Below are 21,365 nucleotides of genomic sequence, written 5' to 3' on the forward strand. Positions count from 1 at the left end.
TGCGCAGCAGGTAGTGCCTTTATTACAGGAGCACAAAGGACTTAAAAGGCAATTGCCTAGGAAGATACGTGATGCGGTGGCCTGGTTGTGGAATTCATAACAACCGGTGTAATCTGTTGTAAAATTGATTTAATATTTTGTAGCCTTCGGCGAACATTATATTTTTTGACTTATTTTACCGTTGTAAGTACATAGGTGGCCTTGGCCGTCTGCCTGCACCCCACCATTCATCTGGCCTTGCTGCATATGGGTACTCTCACATTCTTTCCTTTTTTTACCGTTCACCTCCCCCATGAATTGGTCAAGTAGCTTAAAGCAATTCCAAGGATACCTGCAGCTGGAGAAATCTTTGTCTGCCAATTCTGTTGAGGCCTATGTGCGCGACGTGCGCAAACTGGAGCACTACTTTGAGGTGACTGCCCAAACCGTGCTTCCCTTGGCCGTGACCGTAACGCACCTGCAAGGCTTTCTGGAATGGATCAACACCCTGGGCATGACCGCCCATTCCCAGGCCCGCACCATCTCGGGCATACGCGCCTTTTACCGCTTCTTAATCATGGAAGACCTGCTGGACGCTGACCCCACTGAAACCATTGAAGGCCCCAAGCTGCAACGCAAACTCCCAGACACGCTCAGCTATGACGAGATTGTGCACTTGTTTGAGGCCATTGACGTGAGCACCCCTGAGGGCACCCGCAACAAAGCCATGCTGGAAACCCTTTACAGCTCCGGCCTGCGCGTCTCTGAACTGATTGAACTTAAGCTGAGCAATGTCTACGAAGACCTGGGTTTTCTGCGGGTGACCGGCAAAGGCAACAAAGAACGCCTGGTGCCCATTGGCCGCGACGCCCTCAAATACATGCGCATTTACTTAGACAGCGTGCGCCGCCACCAGACCATCAAAAAAGGACAGGAGGATTTTGTGTTCCTCAACCGCCGCGGTTCTGGTCTCACGCGCGTCATGATCTTTAACATTATCAAAGACCTGGCTGCCAAAGTAGGTTTGCAGAAAAGCATCAGCCCGCACACGTTCCGGCATTCTTTCGCCACGCACTTAATTGAAGGCGGCGCTGATTTACGCGCCGTGCAGGAAATGCTGGGCCATGAGTCCATTACCACCACTGAGATTTACACGCACCTGGATAGAGATTACCTCAAACAGATTATCCAGGATTTCCACCCCAGGAGTTAGGTAAGCTTTTAAAAAGTACATAGTGTTGATTTGTAGGGACAGGTCGCGACCTGTCCTACGCATTCCTGATCCATGCATTTCTGATTTTGTAGGGGCGTATGCAATACTCCCAACGCATTCCTGATCCACGCATTCCTGGCTAATTATCTGCTTGGTGCTGCGGAGTGAATAACCTACTTCCGCCACCGCCCCGGACAGGTCGCGACCTGTCCCTATAGGAATTTCTTGCTCACACTTCCGTTTTCGGCTTCATTTCCAGAAATGAGCCCGAAAACAGAAAAGCCCGAAGCTGCATCAGCTTCGGGCTTTTCTGTGAATGAATACCTCCACTATTATTTCAAGGCAAGTTGCCGGGCATCGGCGGCAATCACTTTTTTGTAGAAGGCCTGGAATGCGGCCATTTCCTGGGGTTGAATGATGTCTTTGGTAAACTTCAGTTCACGGGTGAAAACCAGTTGGTCGTTTACTTTCTTGAACGTGAGGCTGTACTCGGCCACGGTGCAGGAGAGTTTCACCGGCGTGGGAAGCTCGGCCAGGAGTTTCTTGGTGGGCAAGGTCATGGTGATGGTTTCGCGGTCACGGTCGGCGTAGAGCATCTGGGAGAGGTCCAGGGCCGCAATGCGGGTTTCATCACTGAAGGTGAAGTCACGGGCGGTGGCGCGGTTGGTCCAGGGCAAGGCAAACAGAGACATGCCGCCTACCTGCGTCACCACGTCATTGGCCTGGTAGGCAATGCGGCAACTCACCGAGTCTTGCGGGCCATCTAAGCCTTTGAACGTGAGCGAGGTTACTTTTACGCTGGGCAGTTGGTCTGAGATGGCCTGCTGCACAATGCGCTCGCGCTCCTGCTGGCCGGCATCACGGTACCGTTGTTTGGCGTCGGCGGCCATGGCCCCGGTCTTCACGTTTTCTTCCACCACGCTCAGGTCATTGTCTACCAGTTTCACCTGCACTTTGCGCTCAATCTGGTTCATGGGGCGTGTTTTGGGGTTCAGGTGGGCCAGCGTACGGTTGGCCTGGCTCTGCTCATCGTCAATCTCCAGAATACCACTTTGCAACATGCCCTGGTACAAACTCCCGAAAGGCAGGAAATTAGACGTCAACTCCACAAACAGCTCTTTGCCGTCTGGCAGGTTTACTTTGGCTATGCAGTGGTTAAAGTCAATGGAAGGCAGCACCAGGTCATCATAGCCGTTGTCACGGGTGTTCACCAGCACCAACTGCGCCGACACGCCTGCCTCGCGGCACATGGCCACAAACAGGGTAGACACGTCTTTGCAATCGCCTATCTTGGTGCTCAGCACGTCTGCGGGGCGCTGCGGCACAATGCCGCTCTGCCGGAACGGAATGGAACTGTACGTGATGTTGGTGGTGATGTATTCATAGATGGCCTGCGCCTTCTGCACGGGGTTCAGGTTGGGTTTACCTGTGAACACATCCTCCACGGCCTGTTTTACCTCAAAATCTGGTCTGGCTTTGGCGGCGGCCAGGTCTGCGTACCAGTTGGAGATGAATTTCCAGTCCGGGAAAGAGGAGATGTAGAGCGTTTGCCCAATGTCAGCCAACACGGGCATTTTGTCTTCGCTCTTGAGCGCGGGCTGGTCCTGCTGCTCCCACACATACAACTTGAACTCGTCAGCGGTGGAGATTTTAGGCTCCAGGGCTTTCTGAGTCACTTTGTACTGGAACTTGGTCTCGGGGTCAACCAATAGACTGTAACGCGTGGTCTTGGACGGGAAGAAGTGCGTGAAGAAATGGCGGTCCCAGAAATGCGGGGCCAGTTTTCCTAACAGGTGGTTCTCTAATTTATAGGTCACGTGAATGGCATCGCCGGGTTCCAGGTTGGTGAACACCAGTTGGCCGTCATTGCTTTCAGCGGGCACTTTGCTGCCGTTCTGCTTCACCACTTCGCCTTTCTCCATAAGGTAGCGCTGCATGTTGTGGTAGCCCACGCCGTATTCTTTCCAGAACTCCACGCCCTGCGGATTGAAAATTTTCACCACCATGGTGCGTCTTTCCTCTGAGGCGCCGCCTTTGTACACCACTTTCTGCACGTCATCCAACAAAATCACGCTGTGGTGTTCTGGGTAGGTGGCGGCTTTGGGCGCGGCTTTGATCACGGCATACACGTCATTCTGCGGGAAGTAAGAAAACACGTCTTTCTTGTTCTCCAACTGCCGAAGTTCTTTCAAGCTGGTATAATCCGTCGGGCTCAGGTGCAGGGCTTTGCGGTAGGCGGTTAAGGCCTCGTCGGTTTTGTCCTGCGCTTTGAGGGTCTTGGCTAGGTCTGCCCAGTATTTGCCAATGTAGGGCGAAATCTGCAACGTTTTGCGGTAGGCTTCCTCGGCTAGTTTGTGGTTCTGGGCCTGGGCGTAAATATTGGCCAACGTATGCTGAATGCCCACGGCCACGGGTTCTTCCTGCAGATACTGGTTGTACAGTTTCAGGCCGTTGTTCATGTCGCCTTTGTCAAAATAGATGGAGGCCAGGCGCTGCGAGATAGGGTAGGAACGGTTGTCTTTCAGGTATTTTTTGAGCACGTTGGCCGCGCCCGTCTGGTTTTTGTTCACGTTCTTCTCAATCATGTATTTAAGTTCCATGAACGTGGCGTTGCCCGGGTAGCTGGCGTAGCCTTTCTCTGCCAGTTTAATCACTTCATTGTACTGCTCTTTCTTAGAAAGCACCTTTATGCGCTTTTCCATGATGGACTCGTCTGCGCCTAGTTGGCTCTCCATTTTATCCAGCAATTCCAGGGCTTGGGTGTAGTTCTCTTTTTCCAGTTCCTCGTCAAACCGAAGGTCTAAGGCAAATGGCAGTTCGGGGTCATGTTCTTTCAGCCATTCCAAAGAAGTAGTGAGCGAGGTGCGGTTTTCTTCCCGTTGGTAGGCCTCCAGCTGGCGCATGACCAGGTAGCTGCTGTTGGGAATCAGTTTCTTGGTTTCTTTGATCACCCGGCGGGCGTCTGAGGTTTTGTCATTGCGAAGGTACGTTTGCGCCAGCATGATCTGCGGAAGAAGTTGCTTGCTGTCTTTCTTGGTCTGGCTCAAAAAGAACTGTTCATACGGCAAAGGCAGCGTGGCCGGAATTGGGCCGGTTTCTTTGGCATAGGCCTGGGTAGCAGCGGTAGAGGTGAGGCCTGCAACAGGTTGGCCCTGCTCATTGGTGAGGCGCGCCAGGAAGTTTGACCGGCCGGCGTAGCTTTCACCTACCTGCACCAGAATTCGGTTTACGCCTTTTTTTAGGTTCACCGAAGTCAAATACGTGTCCAGGTCATTGTTACGTTCCACGTCATCGGCAAACACCAGGCGATCATTCACCCACGCTTTCAAGGAGCCGGAAACCCCCAGACGCAATTGCACCTGTTGGTCTTTGGGGCTGGTGACAAACGTCTGGGCGTAGATTGACGCATCACTGGAATAGAAGTGGTAGGTGAAGTCAATCCATTTGTCATTTCGGCTGGCCGGCGGCGTGAACCACGAAACGGTGGCGCCGTGCTTGTTCACAAACGTGGCAGTACTCTCGGGCTTACCCAAGGGCCCGAAGTCTTTGTTGAACCCGCTGCCCGACATGTTCTCGAACTCGCCCACCATCTGCCATTTGTCTAAGGCGCCAATGGCGTTGTAGTGCTGGTGGGCGGTGGCCAACTGGTTGCTGGCCTCAAAATGGCTGCCCAGCATGGAGTTCGCCATGGCTTTCAGGGTGCCGTCGGCTTTGGGGTCTGTGGTGAGTTGTTTCAGGAACGCCAGTTGCTCCGCAGATTTCTTGCCGTTGCCGCCAGTCACAGACGGGGAGGTCCAGAGGGCATACACATACGGGTATGGGTTCTCAGAAGCCTTAAAAAACTGCATAAACTCAGAGAATGCCTCTGGAGCCGTGCGGTCTAAGGTGGCCAAAAACGAGAGTCCTAAGTGGGCTTCGGCTTTGAGCGCGGGGTCTGCGGTGGCTTTTTTAAAGAGCTCGCGGGCCTCAGCGCGCTTGTTCTCATGAAACTTTAGCCAGGCCGCCTCAAGCGGGGCTGGGGCCGCCGCCATGGTTGGCACAGACGGCAGCAAAAACACCAACAGCAACAGGAACGCTACCAGCCGACGGGAAAGGGAAAGATGCGGACGCATACAGAAAGGTTAAAATATTCTATGCCATAAGTACCGCAGAATCTGACACCTAACCAAGTACCGGCGTTATTTTACCGTATTTATGCTGGAAAATTTTCTGTTTTCGGGCTCATTTCCAGAAATGAGCCCGAAAACAGAAAGCCGGCCTTTTGGGCCGGCTTCTATTCATATTGGGGAACACTGCTAATTCTTGATAAAACGGGTGGTCTTGGTCCCGTCTGCGGTTTGCACCTGCACCAGGTAAAGACCGGCGGCCAAGTCCTGCACCGGCAGGGTAAGTACCTGCGCGCCACCGGCCAAATGCTTCTCCTGCAGTGACCGCACCTTCTGGCCGGTCTGGCTGAGAACCGTGACAGTTACGGCAGAAGCCTTTGAAAGGTTGAAGGCCATGGAGATGTTTTCCTGCGCCGGGTTAGGAAAGGTCGACAGAATCTTGGCGCTCGCGGCTACCTCATCATGGGTGCTCAAAATGGTGGAGCACTCCAAATAAGTCATGGCTTTTTTGTGGTAGGCAATGGGAGTGCCAAAGCCATACTCAATGGTTTCTTCCTTCACCAACAGGTTCCGGTCATCGGTTTCATAATACACCACGTGGCTGAGTTCTGTGGCGCCGCGGTTCATGCTTTCCACGGAATAGGAAGTGTATTTGCCGTCTGGGGTGTAGCTATAAGTAATGCGGGAGGCAGGTTGCCAGCCGTCTGGCCCGCCGGCCATGAATTTGCTTTCAACGTGCAGTTTTCCGGCTGCCGCATGGCCCGCAGGATAGTATGTGTAGGTGAATCGGTCGCCGTTGAAGGTGTTGCCTGGATCACCGTTGATAATATTGACGTGTCTTTTTTCCTCTAACTGGTTGGCGGCGTTGTAGGTTCTGAGCTCGCTCACAGTGGCGTACCACAGCGCGGCATTTTCTGGATGCGTGATAAATTGGTCCACTGATATGAGGTTGCCGTTTTGGTACGTGTACACTTTTTTCAGTGACTCGCCGGTGAGGTCTTGGTGCAGTTCCTCTATAAGCACGTTGGCCGTATTGTAGGTGTACGTGATGGTGTTGTACAGCACCCAGGACCCCGTGCCCAGGTTGGCGAATTGCCGCACATAGGTTTTGTTTCCAGTCTTTTGCACCACCGCTTTTTCATCATTGATCCATTGGCCTTTGTTGACAGACCTAAATGCCTCATAGCTGCCGTTTTCATAGTGGAGGATTTTTACGCCGTCATAATACGCTTGACCGCCTTGGGTGCCTTCATCTTCCGACAGAATTTCATACTGCAGGCCCTGCAGGTGGTTGTAATGGTATTTGTAAGTAGTCACATCAAGGCCAGCGGACGAGGCGGAGGAGTGCCGGGTGTATTCCTTCGTGAACACTGGTTTGAATGAATCACTGGGGGCGTCGTAGACTGCTTTATACACGCGCTTGGGCTGCATGCTGCCATCTTGCACCTTCTCTTTCAGTTCATACCGCAAGGTGTCATCTGTACCTACGCTCGCCGACCCGCTGCCCACCGTCTGCAGAAAAATGCCATTGGCATCCAGTTCACGCACTACCATTTGGTAAGCGTCTGGGGTGGAATAGGTGAGCCGCTCCTCAAAGAAACGCTCCACGCCACCTTCTAAAGACTGAATGGTTCCCGTTTCATAGCACCATTCCGGCGCAGTGCGCGCATTGCGTTTTGCCCCAGATTTCTTTTTCTCCTTGAGGAGTCTGGCTATGGTTTCAGGAGAGAAGAACGAGCTGGCCGACGTAAAAGAGGTACGCTGTTTCTTCTGGTTGTATTTCTGTAAAACTTCAGAGGCTGAGGTTGGATTTGCATGCTGTGCATCTGCGGCTCTGCTGCAGAGCATAAAAGTGAAAAGAAAGGCTACTAAACGTGTCATGTTAGTGGGAAAGAAAGGTTAAGGTTTTGTGGAATTGTATAATATCTTTATCCTGGTAATTCTATAGTAGCGTGCGCTCTTTAACTCCAAAAGTGAGCTCTGTTTAGAAAGTCTAAGATTTTATAAAATAGATGCCAAAAATTTAAAGTTAATCGCACCGATTTTCATAAATACTCAAATATGGTGTGCTGCTGGATTTTTATTAGCTAAATCTTAGATTCTATCTTCTTGGACAGGAATAGGATAATATTCCCCTACGCGGTTAATAAAAATATTTAAAAATACTTTTATCGGTAGGTTGAGGTGAAGGGAGAATGCGTTGGATTTAATAGGAAATTAAATCAGGAAAACGCCTTTTACGTAATTTGGAGCTGATGTCAGACAACTAACACCATCTTAAGAATTGAAGAAATAACTAGGTAAGCCGAAGCAAATGCGCCGCCGCCGCGAAAGGTGATTTCTCTCCCCCTGACACCTGTTGGGCCACCGTTTCCCACTCACGCTGAATGGCAGAGTTTTGGTAAAAGCGCTCTTCCAGGCTCTGCCTTATGCTCTGTTTGAGCCAGTGCAGGTTCTGGTCTTGCCGACGCTGCTGGAAATAGCCGTTCGTCTGGGTGAGTTGTGCGTACTCTTCCACCCATTGCCAGATGGGTGCCAGCCCCGCTTTTTCATAGGCTGAACAGACGCTCACTTGCGGCGTCCAACCCGAAGCGCTGGCCGGAAATAAATGCAGAGCGCTACGGTATTCAGCCTGGGCGCTGGTGGCCGCCAACTGGTTAGCGCCGTCTGCTTTGGTGATGGCGATGGCGTCTGCCATTTCCATGATGCCTTTTTTGATGCCCTGCAGTTCATCGCCGGCCCCGGCCAGCATTAAAAGCAGAAAAAAATCCACCATTTCGTGTACGGCCGTCTCAGATTGGCCCACGCCCACAGTCTCCACAAAAATGACGTTGAAACCGGCGGCTTCGCAGAGGAGCATGCTTTCACGGGTGCTGCGGGCCACGCCACCCAGGGTTTTGCCGGCCGGCGATGGCCTGATGTACGCATTTGGGTTGGCGGCCAGGGTTTCCATGCGGGTTTTGTCGCCCAGAATGCTGCCTCCGGTGCGTTGGCTGGTAGGGTCAATGGCCAGCACCGCCAGCTTTTTGCCGTGCTCCGCGAGAATATGGCTCCCGAAGGCCTCAATAAACGTGCTCTTGCCCACGCCCGGCACGCCCGTTATGCCCACCCGGACTGACTTTCCCGCGTGCGGCAGAATTAACTCCATGACCTGGTGCGCCAGTTCCTGGTCAGAGGCCAAGGTGCTTTCCACCAACGTGATGGCACGGCTCAGCAATACCCGGTTCCCGGATAAAACTCCTTCAGCGTAGGCAGCGGGCGAAAATCTTTTAAGCACTTAGTTCAGGGTTTCTCTGATGGTCCGCGAAAAGTACGAATTATTGTTTGATTGGCGGTGCGGGAAAGCGCAATTGGAAATGGGTTACAGCAGAAATAAAGCGAAGGCAAAAGCTAACTATAACTCCCGTTTTTGAGCTCTGTTTTGCAAATGAAGCTGAAACTGGAATTGAAGGCGGGTTATTTGTTACGCATATCGTCCCCCTTTGAAGGGGGTAGGGGGATGACAAAGAGAGCTGAAGAACCACCGCCTAGTGAAACAGGAATAAGAAATTGATTATCTGGAATGCAAAATCTGCAAGAGTACATCATCCCCCTACCCCCTTCGAAGGGGGACGCAATGCGTAGGGAATTTCCTGGCATTCAACCCTTCCCATAATAGTGAAACGCATTCTGGAACTGCTATATGAATCCCTGTTTTCAGCTTCATTTTCAGAAATGAGCCCGAAAACGGAAATTACTTCTGCTGTTGTTGCACCACAAAGCCGGTAGGCGCGGGAATGTTCTGGAAGTAGAAACCGGGGAAATTGGGCAACCCGAACTCGCTTTTCTGGGTGCCCAGTGACAGGCCGGCGTCTTTGTAGTCTGAGTCCATTCCCAAAGCGTTGGGGTTTCTGATCACGCCCAGCCAGTTGCTGGCGTTGCGGGCCACGTAAATGCGACCGTCTGGGGCCAGTTGCAGTGCGCCTATTTTTCGGCTGGTGCTTTTGCCTATCTGTTTGCCGGAATGGATGATGGCATCAGTAGAACCAGCCCGTAAATCGAACTGAAAAATGCGGGCCTCGCCTCCGTTCAAACCGTTTTTGCCACCGTAGAGTTTGCTGCCGTCTTGGGAAAATTCCAGGCCGTAGGCTTCGTCAAACTTGCCCAGATCCACCAGGTTGCTCACTTGGCCGGTGGCATTGTCAAAGTCAAATACTTCAATTTTGTTCAACGGCGCCCAGGAAGCCACGGCCAGTTTGTTACCCGCCGCTGAGGCTTTCATGTAGCCAATGGTGCCGCCGTTGTCGCCGGTGTGCATGGCGCCAATGGTGCTTTCCACGGGTTTGAACGTGATGCCCTGCGGGGAAATAAGATAGGCGTAAAAAGTGCTGCTGTTCCAGCGATGCGTGATCACCCAAAAATCGCGGCCGTTCTGGTGGCGCACCGCGGTCAGTTTCTCCGTGACCGGCGCGAAGATGAGGTTGTTTTTAGAGGTTACTTCGCCCAGACCGTTGTTTTTGCTCAGGTCAATAAGATGGTACTGCAAGCCGTGGCTCTGGCCCTGAAAATCTGTGGTGAAGAGGTAATAGAGATGGGAAGAACCCGGCTTGGGAAGAATCAGCGACGACTGCGTGGACGACTCGTGCCCTTTCAGCTCAGAGCCGTTGGCCATCAGCTGTCGGTCCCGGTTCCAGATTTGCATGCCGTTGGTGTAGAACAGCAGGTTGCCCTGCGCATCTGAGAGCACCGCGCTACCTTCTTCTGAGAACATCTTGCTGTCTTTGAGCGCCTGCGGCTCCTGTGGGTTGGCAAACGAAACGCCCGCGCCGCCGCCAAAATACCAGATAGACGCTTCTTTCTGCGCCCACGCGGGCACCGCCCAGAGGCTGAAAGAAAGCAGGAACAAAAGTAGAGTCGTCTTCTTCATCTTTGTCAGAACAAATGGATGCCGGTCAGAATTCAAAGATTGGGCCAAAATCTGATTAATACGGTACTTTCAGGCAAGGAAGGGTTTCTGACGCTGTGAATAACCTCTTATAAGTAAGGATGATAGCCTGAAGGCGAAAGAATAGGAGTTGCTGTCTAGAAATCTTACCTTAGCCCATCTTAGCCGTTTTAACTGATGAAATGGTGTTTCATTCCGGTAGCGCTGTTAGGTAGGTTTGGCTCTTAATGAGCATTTACGCTGTCTGTAGATACAGGTTCCTATGAAGAAAGAACTTAAAAACGCATTGGGCCGCACATACCTCTCCATTGAGTATGATGCCCAGACCCACACTGTGACCAACAATTGGGTAGGATACCAAACCTTTGAAAGTGTGGTGGCTGGGGCCAATGAATGTGCCCAGGTATTGGGGCAGTTCAATTGCCCCAAACTGCTCAATGATAACCGGCAGGTATCTGGCCCGTGGAACCACGCCGTTGAATGGATTGCCACTGACTGGACGCCCCGCGCCATTGCCAATGGTCTCCGCTGTTTTGCCCACGTGGTCCACCCAGATTCTTTGGCTGGGATTTCAAGCGAAGAAATGCAACAGTCGGTTTCCGGTTTTCAGATGCAGATTTTCGGGGAAATAGAAGAAGCCCGGAAATGGTTGCAGGTGAGTGCGGCTGCGCAAATGCAGGCGTAGGATTACTTCTAGCGCGAGTCTGGAGGCTCACGCCAGAGCAGACTACCCCTTCAATAACTTCTCTAGAATCTCCTGCGCGGCCACGCTGATCACAGTGCCCGGCCCAAATACCCCAGACACGCCTGCATCAAACAGAAACTGGTAATCCTGCGCCGGAATCACGCCACCGGCAATCACCATAATGTCCTCGCGGCCCAGCTTTTTCAATTCGGCAATCAACGAAGGAATCAAGGTTTTGTGACCGGCGGCCAGGCTGCTGACTCCTACCACGTGCACGTCGTTTTCGGCGGCTTGCAGGGCAACTTCCTCTGGGGTTTGGAACAGCGGTCCCAGGTCCACGTCAAAGCCTAAATCCGCGAAGGAGGTGGCGATGACTTTGGAGCCGCGGTCATGGCCGTCCTGGCCCATTTTGGCGACCATGATTCTTGGTCTGCGGCCTTCCTGGGCAGCAAATTGATCAGCTAAAGCCTGGGCCTTGCCGAAGTTCTCGTCGTCTGAAATCTCTGAACTGTACACGCCGGATATGGATCTGATGGTGGCCCTGTGGCGGCCGAATACTTTTTCTAAGGCATACGAAATCTCCCCTAAACTGCACCGCACGCGGGCGGCCTGCACTGCTAATTCCAGCAAGTTGCCTTCCCCGGTTTCTGCGGCGTTAGTGAGCGCGTCCATGGCCGCAAAGACGGCGGCATCATCGCGGTTTTCACGCAGGTGGGCTAAACGGGCCAATTGGGCTTCGCGCACGGCGGTGTTGTCAATGTCCAGAATCTCCAGGGGCTGCTCAGACTCCGGCTTAAACTTGTTGACACCTACAATCACGTCTTTGCCGGCATCAATGCGCGCCTGCTTGCGGGCGGCGGCTTCTTCAATTCGCATTTTAGGCAAACCGGTTTCTATGGCTTTGGACATGCCACCCAGGCGCTCTACTTCCTGAATCAAATCCCAGGCTTTATGGGCGAGTTCATGGGTGAGAGCCTCTACGTAATACGAGCCGCCCCACGGGTCTACGGTCTTGGTGATGTGCGTTTCCTGCTGCAGGTAAATCTGGGTGTTACGGGCAATGCGCGCCGAGAAATCGGTAGGTAAGGCAATGGCTTCGTCCAGGGCGTTGGTATGCAGACTCTGGGTTCCGCCCAGGGCAGCGGCCATGGCTTCCACGGTGGTGCGGGCCACGTTGTTGAACGGGTCCTGTTCGGTCAAACTCCAGCCACTGGTTTGGCAGTGCGTGCGCAAAGCCAGGGATTTATCGCTCTTCGGGTTGAATTGTTTGATGATTTTTGCCCAGAGCATACGGGCGGCACGCATCTTGGCAATTTCCATGAAGTGGTTCATGCCGATGGCCCAGAAAAACGATAACCGCGGCGCGAAGGTGTCAATGTCCATGCCCGCGGCCAAACCGGTGCGAACGTATTCTAGGCCGTCCGCCAAGGTATAGGCAAGCTCCAAATCAGCCGTCGCCCCGGCTTCCTGCATGTGGTAGCCCGAGATGGAGATAGAGTTGAACTTGGGCATGTGCCGCGAGGTGTACGCGAAAATATCAGCGATGATCTTCATGCTGGGTTCCGGCGGATAAATGTAGGTGTTGCGCACCATAAACTCCTTGAGAATATCGTTTTGGATGGTGCCGCTCAATTGCTCCGGCTTTACGCCCTGTTCCTCGGCGGCCACAATATAGAAGGCCAGGATAGGCAACACCGCGCCGTTCATGGTCATGGAAACGCTCATCTGGTCCAGCGGAATCTGGTCGAACAGGATCTTCATATCCAGAATAGAGTCGATGGCTACGCCGGCCTTGCCCACATCACCTACCACCCGCGGGTGGTCTGAGTCATAGCCCCGGTGCGTGGCCAAGTCAAACGCTACCGACAAACCTTTCTGCCCAGCGGCCAGGTTACGGCGGTAGAAAGCGTTGGATTCCTCGGCGGTGCTGAAACCGGCGTACTGCCTGATGGTCCAGGGATTCTTGACGTACATGGTGCTGTACGGCCCGCGCAGATATGGCGGCAGCCCGGCGGCGAAGTCTAAGTGCTCAAAGGCCTGCGTGTCTTCCTTGGTGTAGAAGTTTTGCAAAGGCAAGCGCTCAGCGGTCTTCCAGGTTTTAGGTGCTGGTTTTGGCTTCGTTTCAGAAACAGAGCCCGAAAACGTGAACGGTATTTTGGTGAAATCTGGTTTCATGGTGTGTTGGTATCAAGTAGCAGGAATCAGGTAGCAAGACGCCCGCGGGTGTTTCTATCGTGTTAAGCTCCGGTTTTCCCTTCTATTTTTGTCATCCTGAAAGGACCTTGTGGGTAAGTACGAAAAATTTTATAGAGTCATTCCTTTTTATCACTCTGCACATTACACTAAGTGGAGGTTTCATCGCTTCTGCCTGTCTAGTTGGCCCACAAGGTCCTTTCAGGATGACAAAGTGAGGAAGCAGGAAATCTCAGAACTCAGAACCCAAGACTCAGAACTCAAAATTGGGAACTCCTTAACTAGCATGCTCAGAGGTAATTACCCAGCGACTATCCATCTTTTTCCAGACTTGTGACGAAATACCGCCCATCAGGCGTTTACCATCCAGCTCAATTTTCCATTGAATCACATACAGCGCGGCTGCCGGGCCCAGGTTTTCCAGATGCAGCGGTTCATAGGTGTACGTGCCCATAGTGCTACGATCTGCAAAGTCTTGCTCAAACATGTCCAGCACCGGTTGCCAGCCTTTGTCCACGCCGTTTTTGCTGATCCAGAGCATGTCTGGGGAGTTCCAGTAGAAGTCCATGGCGGCGCGCAAGTCACCGGCGTTCCAGGCGTCCACCTGTCCGTCCAGGCCTTGTTTGGCCGCTTGCAGGACGTGGTCAGTGGTGGAGTCCAATTGGTTTTCCGAAGATGTGTCAGTCTGTTGGGTCATGGTGAAATGGTTGTTATATGGTGGCAGTTTTCCGTTTTCGGGCTCATTTCTGAAAACAAGCCCGAAAACGGAAAAAACTCAGGCCTCATCCCGAATCGCTATACGCCCAGACGTTCCTGAATGCGGGTGATGATTTCGGCGGTGTCACAGCCCTGGAACAGGAACTCGTCAAAACAGTGGGCGCGCAGTTCGTCTTTCAAGTGCATGGGGTCATCGGCTAAAATCAGGGCCGGTCCCTGGCGGTGCTGCGAACGCATGCCCTTGGCAAAGGTCTCGGCGAAGTCTTTATACTGCTTTTCGGGGGCAGCCATCACAATTACCTGCACGTCCATCTCCTTCACGGCGGCCAGGCCGGCGCTTACGGTGTCAAACTTCAAGACCTGGGTGGTGAAACCGGAGCACGTGAAGAATTCGCGCGCAAACGAGGCATGAATGTGTTCCTGAATGGCGTTGCCCATGTGCAGCACCAAGGCGTGCGGACGGCGGTTTTTCTTTCTGAAATGGAGCTCAGTGGCCAGGCGCATAACCTCATAGCTGTACGCGGCGCGGGTATTGTCAAACTGCTTGCTTTGGATTAGTTGCTCAGGGTCAAAGGCGTGTTGCTCGTTGTTGTTGGGGTATTTGTTCGTGCCCAGAATCACTTCCTTGCCGGTGGCTATGTCTTTGAATTTCTGCGTGCTGGTGTCTTTGATAATATCCTGTATGAACCCGGTGCCAGAGGCTTTCATGAACCCGCCGCGCGCCTCAATGTCCTGGAACAAGGCCCAGGCTTTCTCAGCAATCTCCTTGGTGAGGTACTCCAGGTAATAGGAGCCGGCGGCTGGGTCAATGGCTTGGTCCAGGTACGCTTCCTCTTTCAGAATAATGGGAATGTTGCGGGCAATTCGCTCACTGAACGCATTCGGCTCTTTGTACGTGCTGTCAAACGGTTCCACTTCCACAGAATCGGCTCCGCCGATGATGGCGCTCATCATCTGCGTGGTGTGGCGCAACAAATTGGTGTGCGGGTCCAGCGTGGCCTGGTGCCACCGTGACGTAGACACATGTATGCGTAAGGCACTGGCGGCCTCTTTGGGCGCACCGTAGGCGTCTACAATGTTGGCCCACAATAACCTAACGGCTCTTAGCTTGGCAATCTCAAAGAAATAATTGGTGCCTGCCGTGAGGTGAAACTGCATGTCCCTGAAAATTCGCTCCTCGGGCAAAATCTCCTGTCGTATCCCGTTGGTGTAGCAGACCGCAATGGCCAACGTGATGGCGATTTCCTGCACCAACGTGGCGCCTTTGTTGCTGAAATGGCTTCCGTTGATGGTGAGCGCGTAAAAATTCTTGGCGTCTATAGTCTGTTCCAGCAAATGTTTGGCGTGCTCCATGTCCAGCTGCTTGTAACTCTCAGACGACAGTATAGGCGAACATTTCAGAAACCCCTGCAACTGGTCTAAGTTGATTTTGGCGCGCTGGAGGCCCGTGAGCAGGTGGTGGAGAAACGTGGCGGCCTCAGTTGAAACGGAGTAAGCCACCGGCACTTTGGCCAGGTCTATCTGGGCGAGGAGGTAATCAGCGTCAAAGGCAGCGCCGCTCTCCATGATGAAATGGATGCCGTCTGCCCCGCGGGTGAGCGCGTCTACTGCCTTGTCAATGGCGGCGTGCCCTTTGCCGGTGGCGTGCACCGGCTGGTAGTTGAGCCAGCTGTTCTTCTGAGTCTTGGGGCTGCGCAAGTATGGGAATTGGCCGGGTACCGTAGTGAAGGCCGGTTCCTGCGGAAGGTCATCTTTGGTATAGAAAGGCGCCACATTTATGCCTTCATAACTCTGCCAATGCAGGTCCTGCGGGTCTGCGCCTTTCAAATCTTGCTGTAGTTTGGCTGCCCACTGTTCTGCCGTCACCGGCGAAAACTGTGAGAACAAAGGCTCTGCGGAGGTTGGGTTGGTCATAAAAAATGGGCAATTGCGTGGGTAAAGATAACTTTTTGCCTGAACTGTTCTACGGCATAACCCAGAATACCGCCATCTGTTTTCGGGCTCATTTCTGGAAACGGAGCCAAAAACGGAATTACCGGAGACACTCGTAGGAGCTGCGCACGCTACGAGGTCTTTTGAGTGAGCGTCTGTCGGGACCTCCAACGTAGAGACAAGGCGGTGCCTGGTCTCTACAATGTAATCTGCCGCAAGTTTAGCGACAGCGTAACTTGTGGCTTTCCATGTTGTGAGTTTATCAACTCACGTAAGTTTGTAAACTTACAACGTGTTTAACCACAAGTTACGCTGTCGCTAAACTTGCGATATGAATGTTTCCTAGGAAAGGTTATTTCTCAGTTTTGCTTCCATTTACAATCCAGAGCCCGAAAACGCAATTGGCGCAGACCTCACAGGTTTCCAAAACTGTGAGGTCTTTTGAGCAGGCGGCACCGCTGATGCCAAAAACGCAGACTGCTTACTAACCCTCACCTTTTCCAGCCTTTCCATCGAGCGCCTAAGCAGGTTTCGTCGCCGCCAGGCGGGTGACGAAGGCGCCAGGAAGCTGGTACAGCGTGAGAGGGGAAGGCGGGGCCTCGCGGCCGTGAGCGCTCGGAGCCCTGCAATGGAAAAGGCCGTCTTGTAGAACTTAGGATGAAGCAGACCTTTGAAACGAAAGCAACCTTCGTGCACAACTAATCCGTCAGAATGCATCTGAACTTTGAAAGGAAAGCAAACTGCGTGCACAAATAATCCATCAGCATGCATCTGAAGCTTGAAAGGAACGCAAATGGCACGCACAACTATTCCCTCAGCCGAAATAAGAAAGATAAAAAGTCCCTACTGCCAAACCCAAAACCGCTTTCTCCGTCTCTTACTTCCATGGACATAGCCCAAGACTCACTCTACATCGGCACCTCGGGGTACAGTTACGCCTGGCGCGGCATTTTCTACCCTGAAGATATTAAATCGGCGGAGATGTTGCCTTTTTACGCGCAGCACTTCAACTGCACCGAGGTCAACAGCAGCTTCTACCATTTCACCATGGAGAAAACCATTCTCAAGTGGCTGGACATCACACCGCCGCATTTCAAGTTCGCGCCCAAGCTGCACCGCTCCATCACGCATGAAAGCCGACTGCAGAACGTGGAAGAACCGCTGCGCAAATGGATGGACCGTTTCCTTCTCATGAAAGAGCGCCTGGGGCCGGTGCTGGTGCAGTTGCCGGGTTCTTTCCATTACAATGAACTCATCGCCAAGCACTTTTTTACCTTGCTCCGGAATTTATATCCAGAAACGGTCTTCGCGCTGGAGGTTCGGCATGCCTCTTGGCACACAGAGGAAGTGCTGGAACTGCTGGAGGAATATCAAATCTCTCTGGTGGTGGTAAGCGCCGGAAAGAAATGGCCCGGATTGGCTGCCGCCACCACAGACACCGTGTACCTGCGCCTGCACGGCCACAACTCTACCGTGGCTCTTATCCCGAGGAGGAACTGGAGCGCTTAGGGTACATGGCCCAAGATTTCCTGCTGGATGGTAAAACCGTGTGGGCCTTCTTCAACAACACCATCGGCGGCAACGCCACCCAAGACGCGCAGAAACTAAGGCAAGTGATTATGAATCTGTAGCAGGCGTTTTCGGGCTCATTTCCAGAAATGAAGCCGAAACCGGAAGATTAAAAAATCTCCGCCAACATACATCTTGCGCTTCCGCCGCCGTGGGCTTCAATGGTTCTGAGGTCGGCGCGGGTCATTTTGGTAAGGCTGTTCAATGTCTCAAACTGGTCTTTGCGCAGCGCTTTGTAGCCTTTCTCAGACATGACCAGCACGGGCTCTCCGGCTTTGTTGCGCACCTGCAGCATGTTGCCGGCCATTTTCTTCACCTGCGCCAAGCTCAGGTCAATGATTTCTTTGGCGGTGTCTACCAGCGCCTCCAGCAGCAGCCCTTGTTCCTCTTCGTCTTTAATAGACTCCAAACACACCAGCGCGAAATCTGCGCCAAGGCTCATCATCACGTTGGTGTGGTAAAAGGGCAGGCCGTTCTCATCTGTGGCGGAAAAAGTCACCGGTCGGTAATCAAGTGCCTCGCAGAAAGCCTGCAGGGGCTCCAGGTGCGTGCGCTCAGACAGGCAGGCGTAGGCTATTTTATGCTTGCGGTCTAAGACCAGGCTGCCGGTGCCTTCCAAGAATTTGCCTTCGTTCTCAAAGTGGGTGAGGTCAAGGACCTGGGTAAACGGAAGATTGTGCTCCTCCTGCAGCTGTTGGAGCAAATCTGGGTGGCGCTCCAGGCGGCGGGTAGGGGAGAACATGGGGTAGAGCACCACCTTGCCGCCGGGGTGAAACGAAATCCAGTTGTTGGGGAAAACGGCATCGGGGGTTTTGGGATCTGGCAGGTCATCCAGCACCACCACGTCAATGCGGGCGGCCCAAAGCTTTAGCAGGAACTGGTTGAATTCGTCCAGGGCTTTCTGCTGCACTTTGGCCTCTGAGCCGACGGGCACTTCCTGCTGAAACGCGTTGGTGGCGGCCGTCTCTGGGTTGGCCCCGAAGTTGGCAGGACGCACAAGTAAAACTTTGGTAGCTAAAGGGAAATTTGGATGCGTGGGGAGTTGTGGCGTTTCCATGAAGTTGGGCCCGTAAAAAAGGCAAAGCAAGTTACGCCAATTCAGGAAAACCGCCGTGATATTTTGCAACCGTCGGGGCCGGAACGCTTTCGCCCAGCGCATTCCTGATTTTATACTCCAAGATATAATCGCAAAAAAAACCCGTTTTCGGGCTCATTTCCAGAAATGAAGCCAAAAACGGGTTTTCTTTTTTGCGCCGATGCTAAAGTCAAACCAAGGCTCTACGCCAAGGCTACGGGGGCGTTAGAGGTTTTGCCGCCGGTCTTGAACCGTTTAAAGTACCTAAAACAACGGCCCATAATACGCCGGAAACTTTTGGGGAAGGTGGCGCGGCACCAGCGTTTCAGTTCACGTATTTCTTCGGTGAGGAGCAATTTTAAACATTTCCGGAGTTCTTTCTCAAACAGGGTCACGTCAAAACTCACTTTTAAAAGTATGCATTTGCTGTACTGTAGGTAAGAATTGCTCATGGGTGCTAATGGTTGTGTGGGATGCTGATTGGTGGTGTAGGGAGCTGACAAAGAAACAGCCGCTGGCATAGGCCAGGCCGGTAACGGAGAACCAGAAAACTGAAAAGAAATGCTCAGGCCGCTACGTAAGGAGTCGCCGGAAAAGCAGGTACAGCCAGGGCCGCACGGTACGGGCAGAGGAGAGGACGTTTCCGCTGGCCGCCCAGGCTGTAACCTGCGGGCGAAATAGAGTGGACAGAGAGTTTGAAAGGGAGCTCGGGTGCAAAAACCGTCGCCACTTTTGGGTGACCCGTGCGCGCCAGTGACGCGGCGCCGGGCGAAGGGCCCACACCCAAGACAGGTTCCGTTGTAGAGCCGGAACCCAGTACCGTAGTTGATAGAAAAGCTTCCATGGAACCGGTAACATAGGTGTACAGAAAAGGTGAACGCCTAGCGGCGGGCCAGCCACCAGATGAAGACAAGTTTAAGAAAAAACTAGTTATAAGTCAAGCGGTTAGCCTGAAAAATTACACCCAAACGTATAGCAAAAACCCTATGTTTACCCCGAAATCTTGCTTAAAACTCTCTCAAGCGGCTTTGGGTTTTTAGCTAGGGGCGCTGTATCTTTGAGAAAATACGTATTTCTACATGCGCCTCGTTTTTTCTCCGTTTCCCCGCGTTTTAACCCTCGGCCTGGGCTTGGTTTTATCTTTGGCTGGGTGCCAGAAAGCCTTTGTGCCCACGGCCAGCCTGAGCACACCGACAGATATACCCGTTAACACGCAACTCGCGCCAGACCCTACTGCTGAGGCCACCATTGCCCCTTACCGCGCCCGCGTGGACCAGACCATGAACGAGGTCATCGGTCAGGCGCCCGTGGCCCTGGAGAAAGGTTCTGTAGAATCTTCCCTGGGTAATTTTGTAGCCGATTTAACCAGGACCCAGACCAGCGCCGTGTACGGAAAACCCATTGACCTGGGCGGCATGACCAGCGGCGGCCTCAGAAACCCCATTGACAAAGGCCCCATCACCGTGGGAGATGTGTTTGAACTGATGCCCTTTGAAAACGAAATGCTGGTGCTCACGCTCTCTAGCGAAACAGTCAAAGAGCTATTTGATTACGCCGCGCGGGTCCAGAACCTATCTGTGGCCAACGCCACGTATTCCATGCGCAACGGCAAGATTGAAAGCATCTTCATTGGCGGCCAACCGTTTGACATCAACAAAACCTATACGCTGGCTATCTCAGATTACCTGGCCAACGGCGGAGACAACATGGGTTTCCTGAAAAAAGCCCTGAAAGTAGAGCAAACCGGCCTCCTGGCCCGCGACGCCATCTTGAAAGAAATCAAAGCCATCACCGCCCAAGGCAAACCGGTCACGGGAAGCCTTGACGGACGGGTGAAAGTGTTGAATTAGTAGCAGGTAGCAGGTATCACGTAGCAAGACGTCCATGTTCTTGTCTTGATACCTGCTACTTGCTACGTGATACCAAAAAATCATGAAACGCAGAGAATTCATAAAACATACCGCGGCCGGCGCGGCTGGGCTGGCACTTCTGGGGTTGCCAAACCTTGGACACGCTGCGGCTGCACCCATAAAACTAACTATTCTGCACACCAATGACATGCACTCGCGCATTGACCCGTTCCCTAATGACGGGCGAAAGAACGGCGGCATGGGCGGCATGGCGCGTCGGGCGAGTTTAGTGAAGCAAATTAGAGCACAGGAACCCAATGTGTTGTTGTTGGACGCCGGAGATATTTGGCAGGGAACGCCGTATTTCAACTTCTTCGGGGGTGAGGTAGAGTATAAGTTAATGACCCAAATGGGCTATGACGCGGCCACGCTGGGCAACCATGATTTTGACAACGGCCTGGCCGGTTTGCAGAAACAGTTGCCGCACGCGGGCTTTCCGTTCGTGATTGCCAACTATGATTTTTCAGACACCATTCTCAAAGGCCAGTTTAAACCCTATAAAGTATTTGTGAAGGAAGGCGTGCGGGTAGGGGTGTTCGGGTTGGGCATTCAATTGAATGGCTTGGTAGCAGACAATAACATTGGCGGCACTAAGTATTTGGACCCCGTGGCCACCGCTGAACGCCTAGTGAAAACGCTGCGCGAAGACGAGAAAGTGGATTTAGTCATCTGCCTCAGCCATTTGGGGTATTCTTATGAATCGGCTAAGATTGATGATAGAAAGCTGGCCAGGCAGGTGAGCGGCATTGACCTGATTATTGGCGGCCACACGCACACGTTCCTGGACGAGCCCGAAAAAATCACGCACGCCAATGGCCACGTCACGTTGGTGAACCAAGTAGGCTGGTCGGGGATAAATTTGGGACGCATTGACTTCAGCTTTGACAGAAAGAAAAAAGAAAAAACGGCTACTACCGCCTATGTGCTGCCTTTGAATGACAGTGTCAGAATTTCATAAGGTTCAAGTTTTTTGTTCAAGAGTTTTTTTTCATTTTTGTAACCCCCTGAAGAATTCGGAACACAAATAAACGCGGGATTGGAAGAAGCGATGTTAATGGTAAA

13 protein-coding genes and 1 pseudogene are annotated in these 21,365 nt (G+C 52.7%); 5 read left to right on the plus strand and 9 right to left on the minus strand.

What is annotated here, in order from left to right:
* The first annotated feature begins 292 nt into the window (after nucleotides 1–292).
* Nucleotides 293–1,192 (plus strand): site-specific tyrosine recombinase XerD, encoded by a 900-nt coding sequence (xerD, locus tag IMY23_RS19135; RefSeq protein ID WP_192823618.1) that lies wholly within the window; start codon nucleotides 293–295, stop codon nucleotides 1,190–1,192.
* A gap of 332 nt (nucleotides 1,193–1,524) precedes the next feature.
* Here the strand turns inward: xerD and IMY23_RS19140 are convergent, their stop codons facing one another.
* The 4 genes from IMY23_RS19140 to IMY23_RS19155 form a co-directional block, all read right to left on the minus strand.
* Nucleotides 1,525–5,304 carry a DUF3857 domain-containing protein gene (locus tag IMY23_RS19140; RefSeq protein ID WP_192823619.1) on the minus strand — a complete coding sequence of 1,260 codons (3,780 nt, stop codon included), beginning with the start codon at nucleotides 5,302–5,304 and terminating at the stop codon, nucleotides 1,525–1,527.
* Between the two features lie 183 nt (nucleotides 5,305–5,487).
* A complete protein-coding gene (locus IMY23_RS19145) occupies nucleotides 5,488–7,179 on the minus strand; it encodes a T9SS type A sorting domain-containing protein (RefSeq protein WP_192823620.1) in 1,692 nt (563 codons plus the stop codon).
* Between the two features lie 415 nt (nucleotides 7,180–7,594).
* Nucleotides 7,595–8,575: a methylmalonyl Co-A mutase-associated GTPase MeaB gene (gene meaB, locus IMY23_RS19150; RefSeq protein WP_192823621.1), complete on the minus strand. Its 981-nt coding sequence runs from the start codon at nucleotides 8,573–8,575 to the stop codon at nucleotides 7,595–7,597.
* A gap of 456 nt (nucleotides 8,576–9,031) precedes the next feature.
* Entirely contained in the window at nucleotides 9,032–10,204 is a 1,173-nt protein-coding gene (locus IMY23_RS19155; RefSeq protein WP_192823622.1) for a YncE family protein, read from the minus strand.
* Nucleotides 10,205–10,484: 280 nt separating this feature from the next.
* Here IMY23_RS19155 and IMY23_RS19160 point away from each other — a divergent pair, with 280 nt between their 5' ends.
* Nucleotides 10,485–10,907, plus strand: coding sequence for an STAS/SEC14 domain-containing protein (locus tag IMY23_RS19160; protein WP_192823623.1), 423 nt, complete (start codon nucleotides 10,485–10,487; stop codon nucleotides 10,905–10,907).
* 42 nt (nucleotides 10,908–10,949) lie between these two features.
* On the opposite strand, the gene scpA is transcribed toward IMY23_RS19160, so the two are convergent.
* From scpA to IMY23_RS19175, 3 genes are all read right to left on the minus strand, one after another.
* Nucleotides 10,950–13,082, minus strand: coding sequence for a methylmalonyl-CoA mutase (scpA, locus tag IMY23_RS19165; RefSeq protein WP_192823624.1), 2,133 nt, complete (start codon nucleotides 13,080–13,082; stop codon nucleotides 10,950–10,952).
* A gap of 295 nt (nucleotides 13,083–13,377) precedes the next feature.
* Nucleotides 13,378–13,797: a DUF4440 domain-containing protein gene (locus tag IMY23_RS19170; protein ID WP_192823625.1), complete on the minus strand. Its 420-nt coding sequence runs from the start codon at nucleotides 13,795–13,797 to the stop codon at nucleotides 13,378–13,380.
* A gap of 98 nt (nucleotides 13,798–13,895) precedes the next feature.
* Nucleotides 13,896–15,731: a methylmalonyl-CoA mutase subunit beta gene (locus IMY23_RS19175; RefSeq protein WP_192823626.1), complete on the minus strand. Its 1,836-nt coding sequence runs from the start codon at nucleotides 15,729–15,731 to the stop codon at nucleotides 13,896–13,898.
* Between the two features lie 999 nt (nucleotides 15,732–16,730).
* Between IMY23_RS19175 and IMY23_RS19180 the strand changes: the two are divergent.
* A pseudogene (locus IMY23_RS19180) lies at nucleotides 16,731–17,380 on the plus strand (DUF72 domain-containing protein).
* A 47-nt stretch (nucleotides 17,381–17,427) separates the two neighbouring features.
* On the opposite strand, the gene ctlX reads toward IMY23_RS19180, so the two are convergent.
* Together ctlX and IMY23_RS19195 are read right to left on the minus strand one after the other, a co-directional pair.
* Nucleotides 17,428–18,315, minus strand: a complete 888-nt coding sequence (ctlX, locus tag IMY23_RS19190; RefSeq protein WP_370589897.1) for a citrulline utilization hydrolase CtlX — start codon at nucleotides 18,313–18,315, stop codon at nucleotides 17,428–17,430.
* Between the two features lie 281 nt (nucleotides 18,316–18,596).
* Nucleotides 18,597–18,845 carry a hypothetical protein gene (locus IMY23_RS19195; RefSeq protein ID WP_192823630.1) on the minus strand — a complete coding sequence of 83 codons (249 nt, stop codon included), beginning with the start codon at nucleotides 18,843–18,845 and terminating at the stop codon, nucleotides 18,597–18,599.
* 678 nt (nucleotides 18,846–19,523) lie between these two features.
* On the opposite strand from IMY23_RS19195, the gene IMY23_RS19200 reads away from it, so the two are divergent.
* Together IMY23_RS19200 and IMY23_RS19205 are read left to right on the plus strand one after the other, a co-directional pair.
* Nucleotides 19,524–20,243 (plus strand): 5'-nucleotidase C-terminal domain-containing protein, encoded by a 720-nt coding sequence (locus tag IMY23_RS19200; protein WP_225986558.1) that lies wholly within the window; start codon nucleotides 19,524–19,526, stop codon nucleotides 20,241–20,243.
* Between the two features lie 82 nt (nucleotides 20,244–20,325).
* A complete protein-coding gene (locus IMY23_RS19205) occupies nucleotides 20,326–21,261 on the plus strand; it encodes a bifunctional UDP-sugar hydrolase/5'-nucleotidase (protein WP_192823632.1) in 936 nt (311 codons plus the stop codon).
* The last annotated feature ends 104 nt before the right edge of the window (nucleotides 21,262–21,365 follow it).

It is taken from the genome of Rufibacter sp. LB8 (assembly GCF_014876185.1).
Taxonomy (GTDB): domain Bacteria; phylum Bacteroidota; class Bacteroidia; order Cytophagales; family Hymenobacteraceae; genus Nibribacter.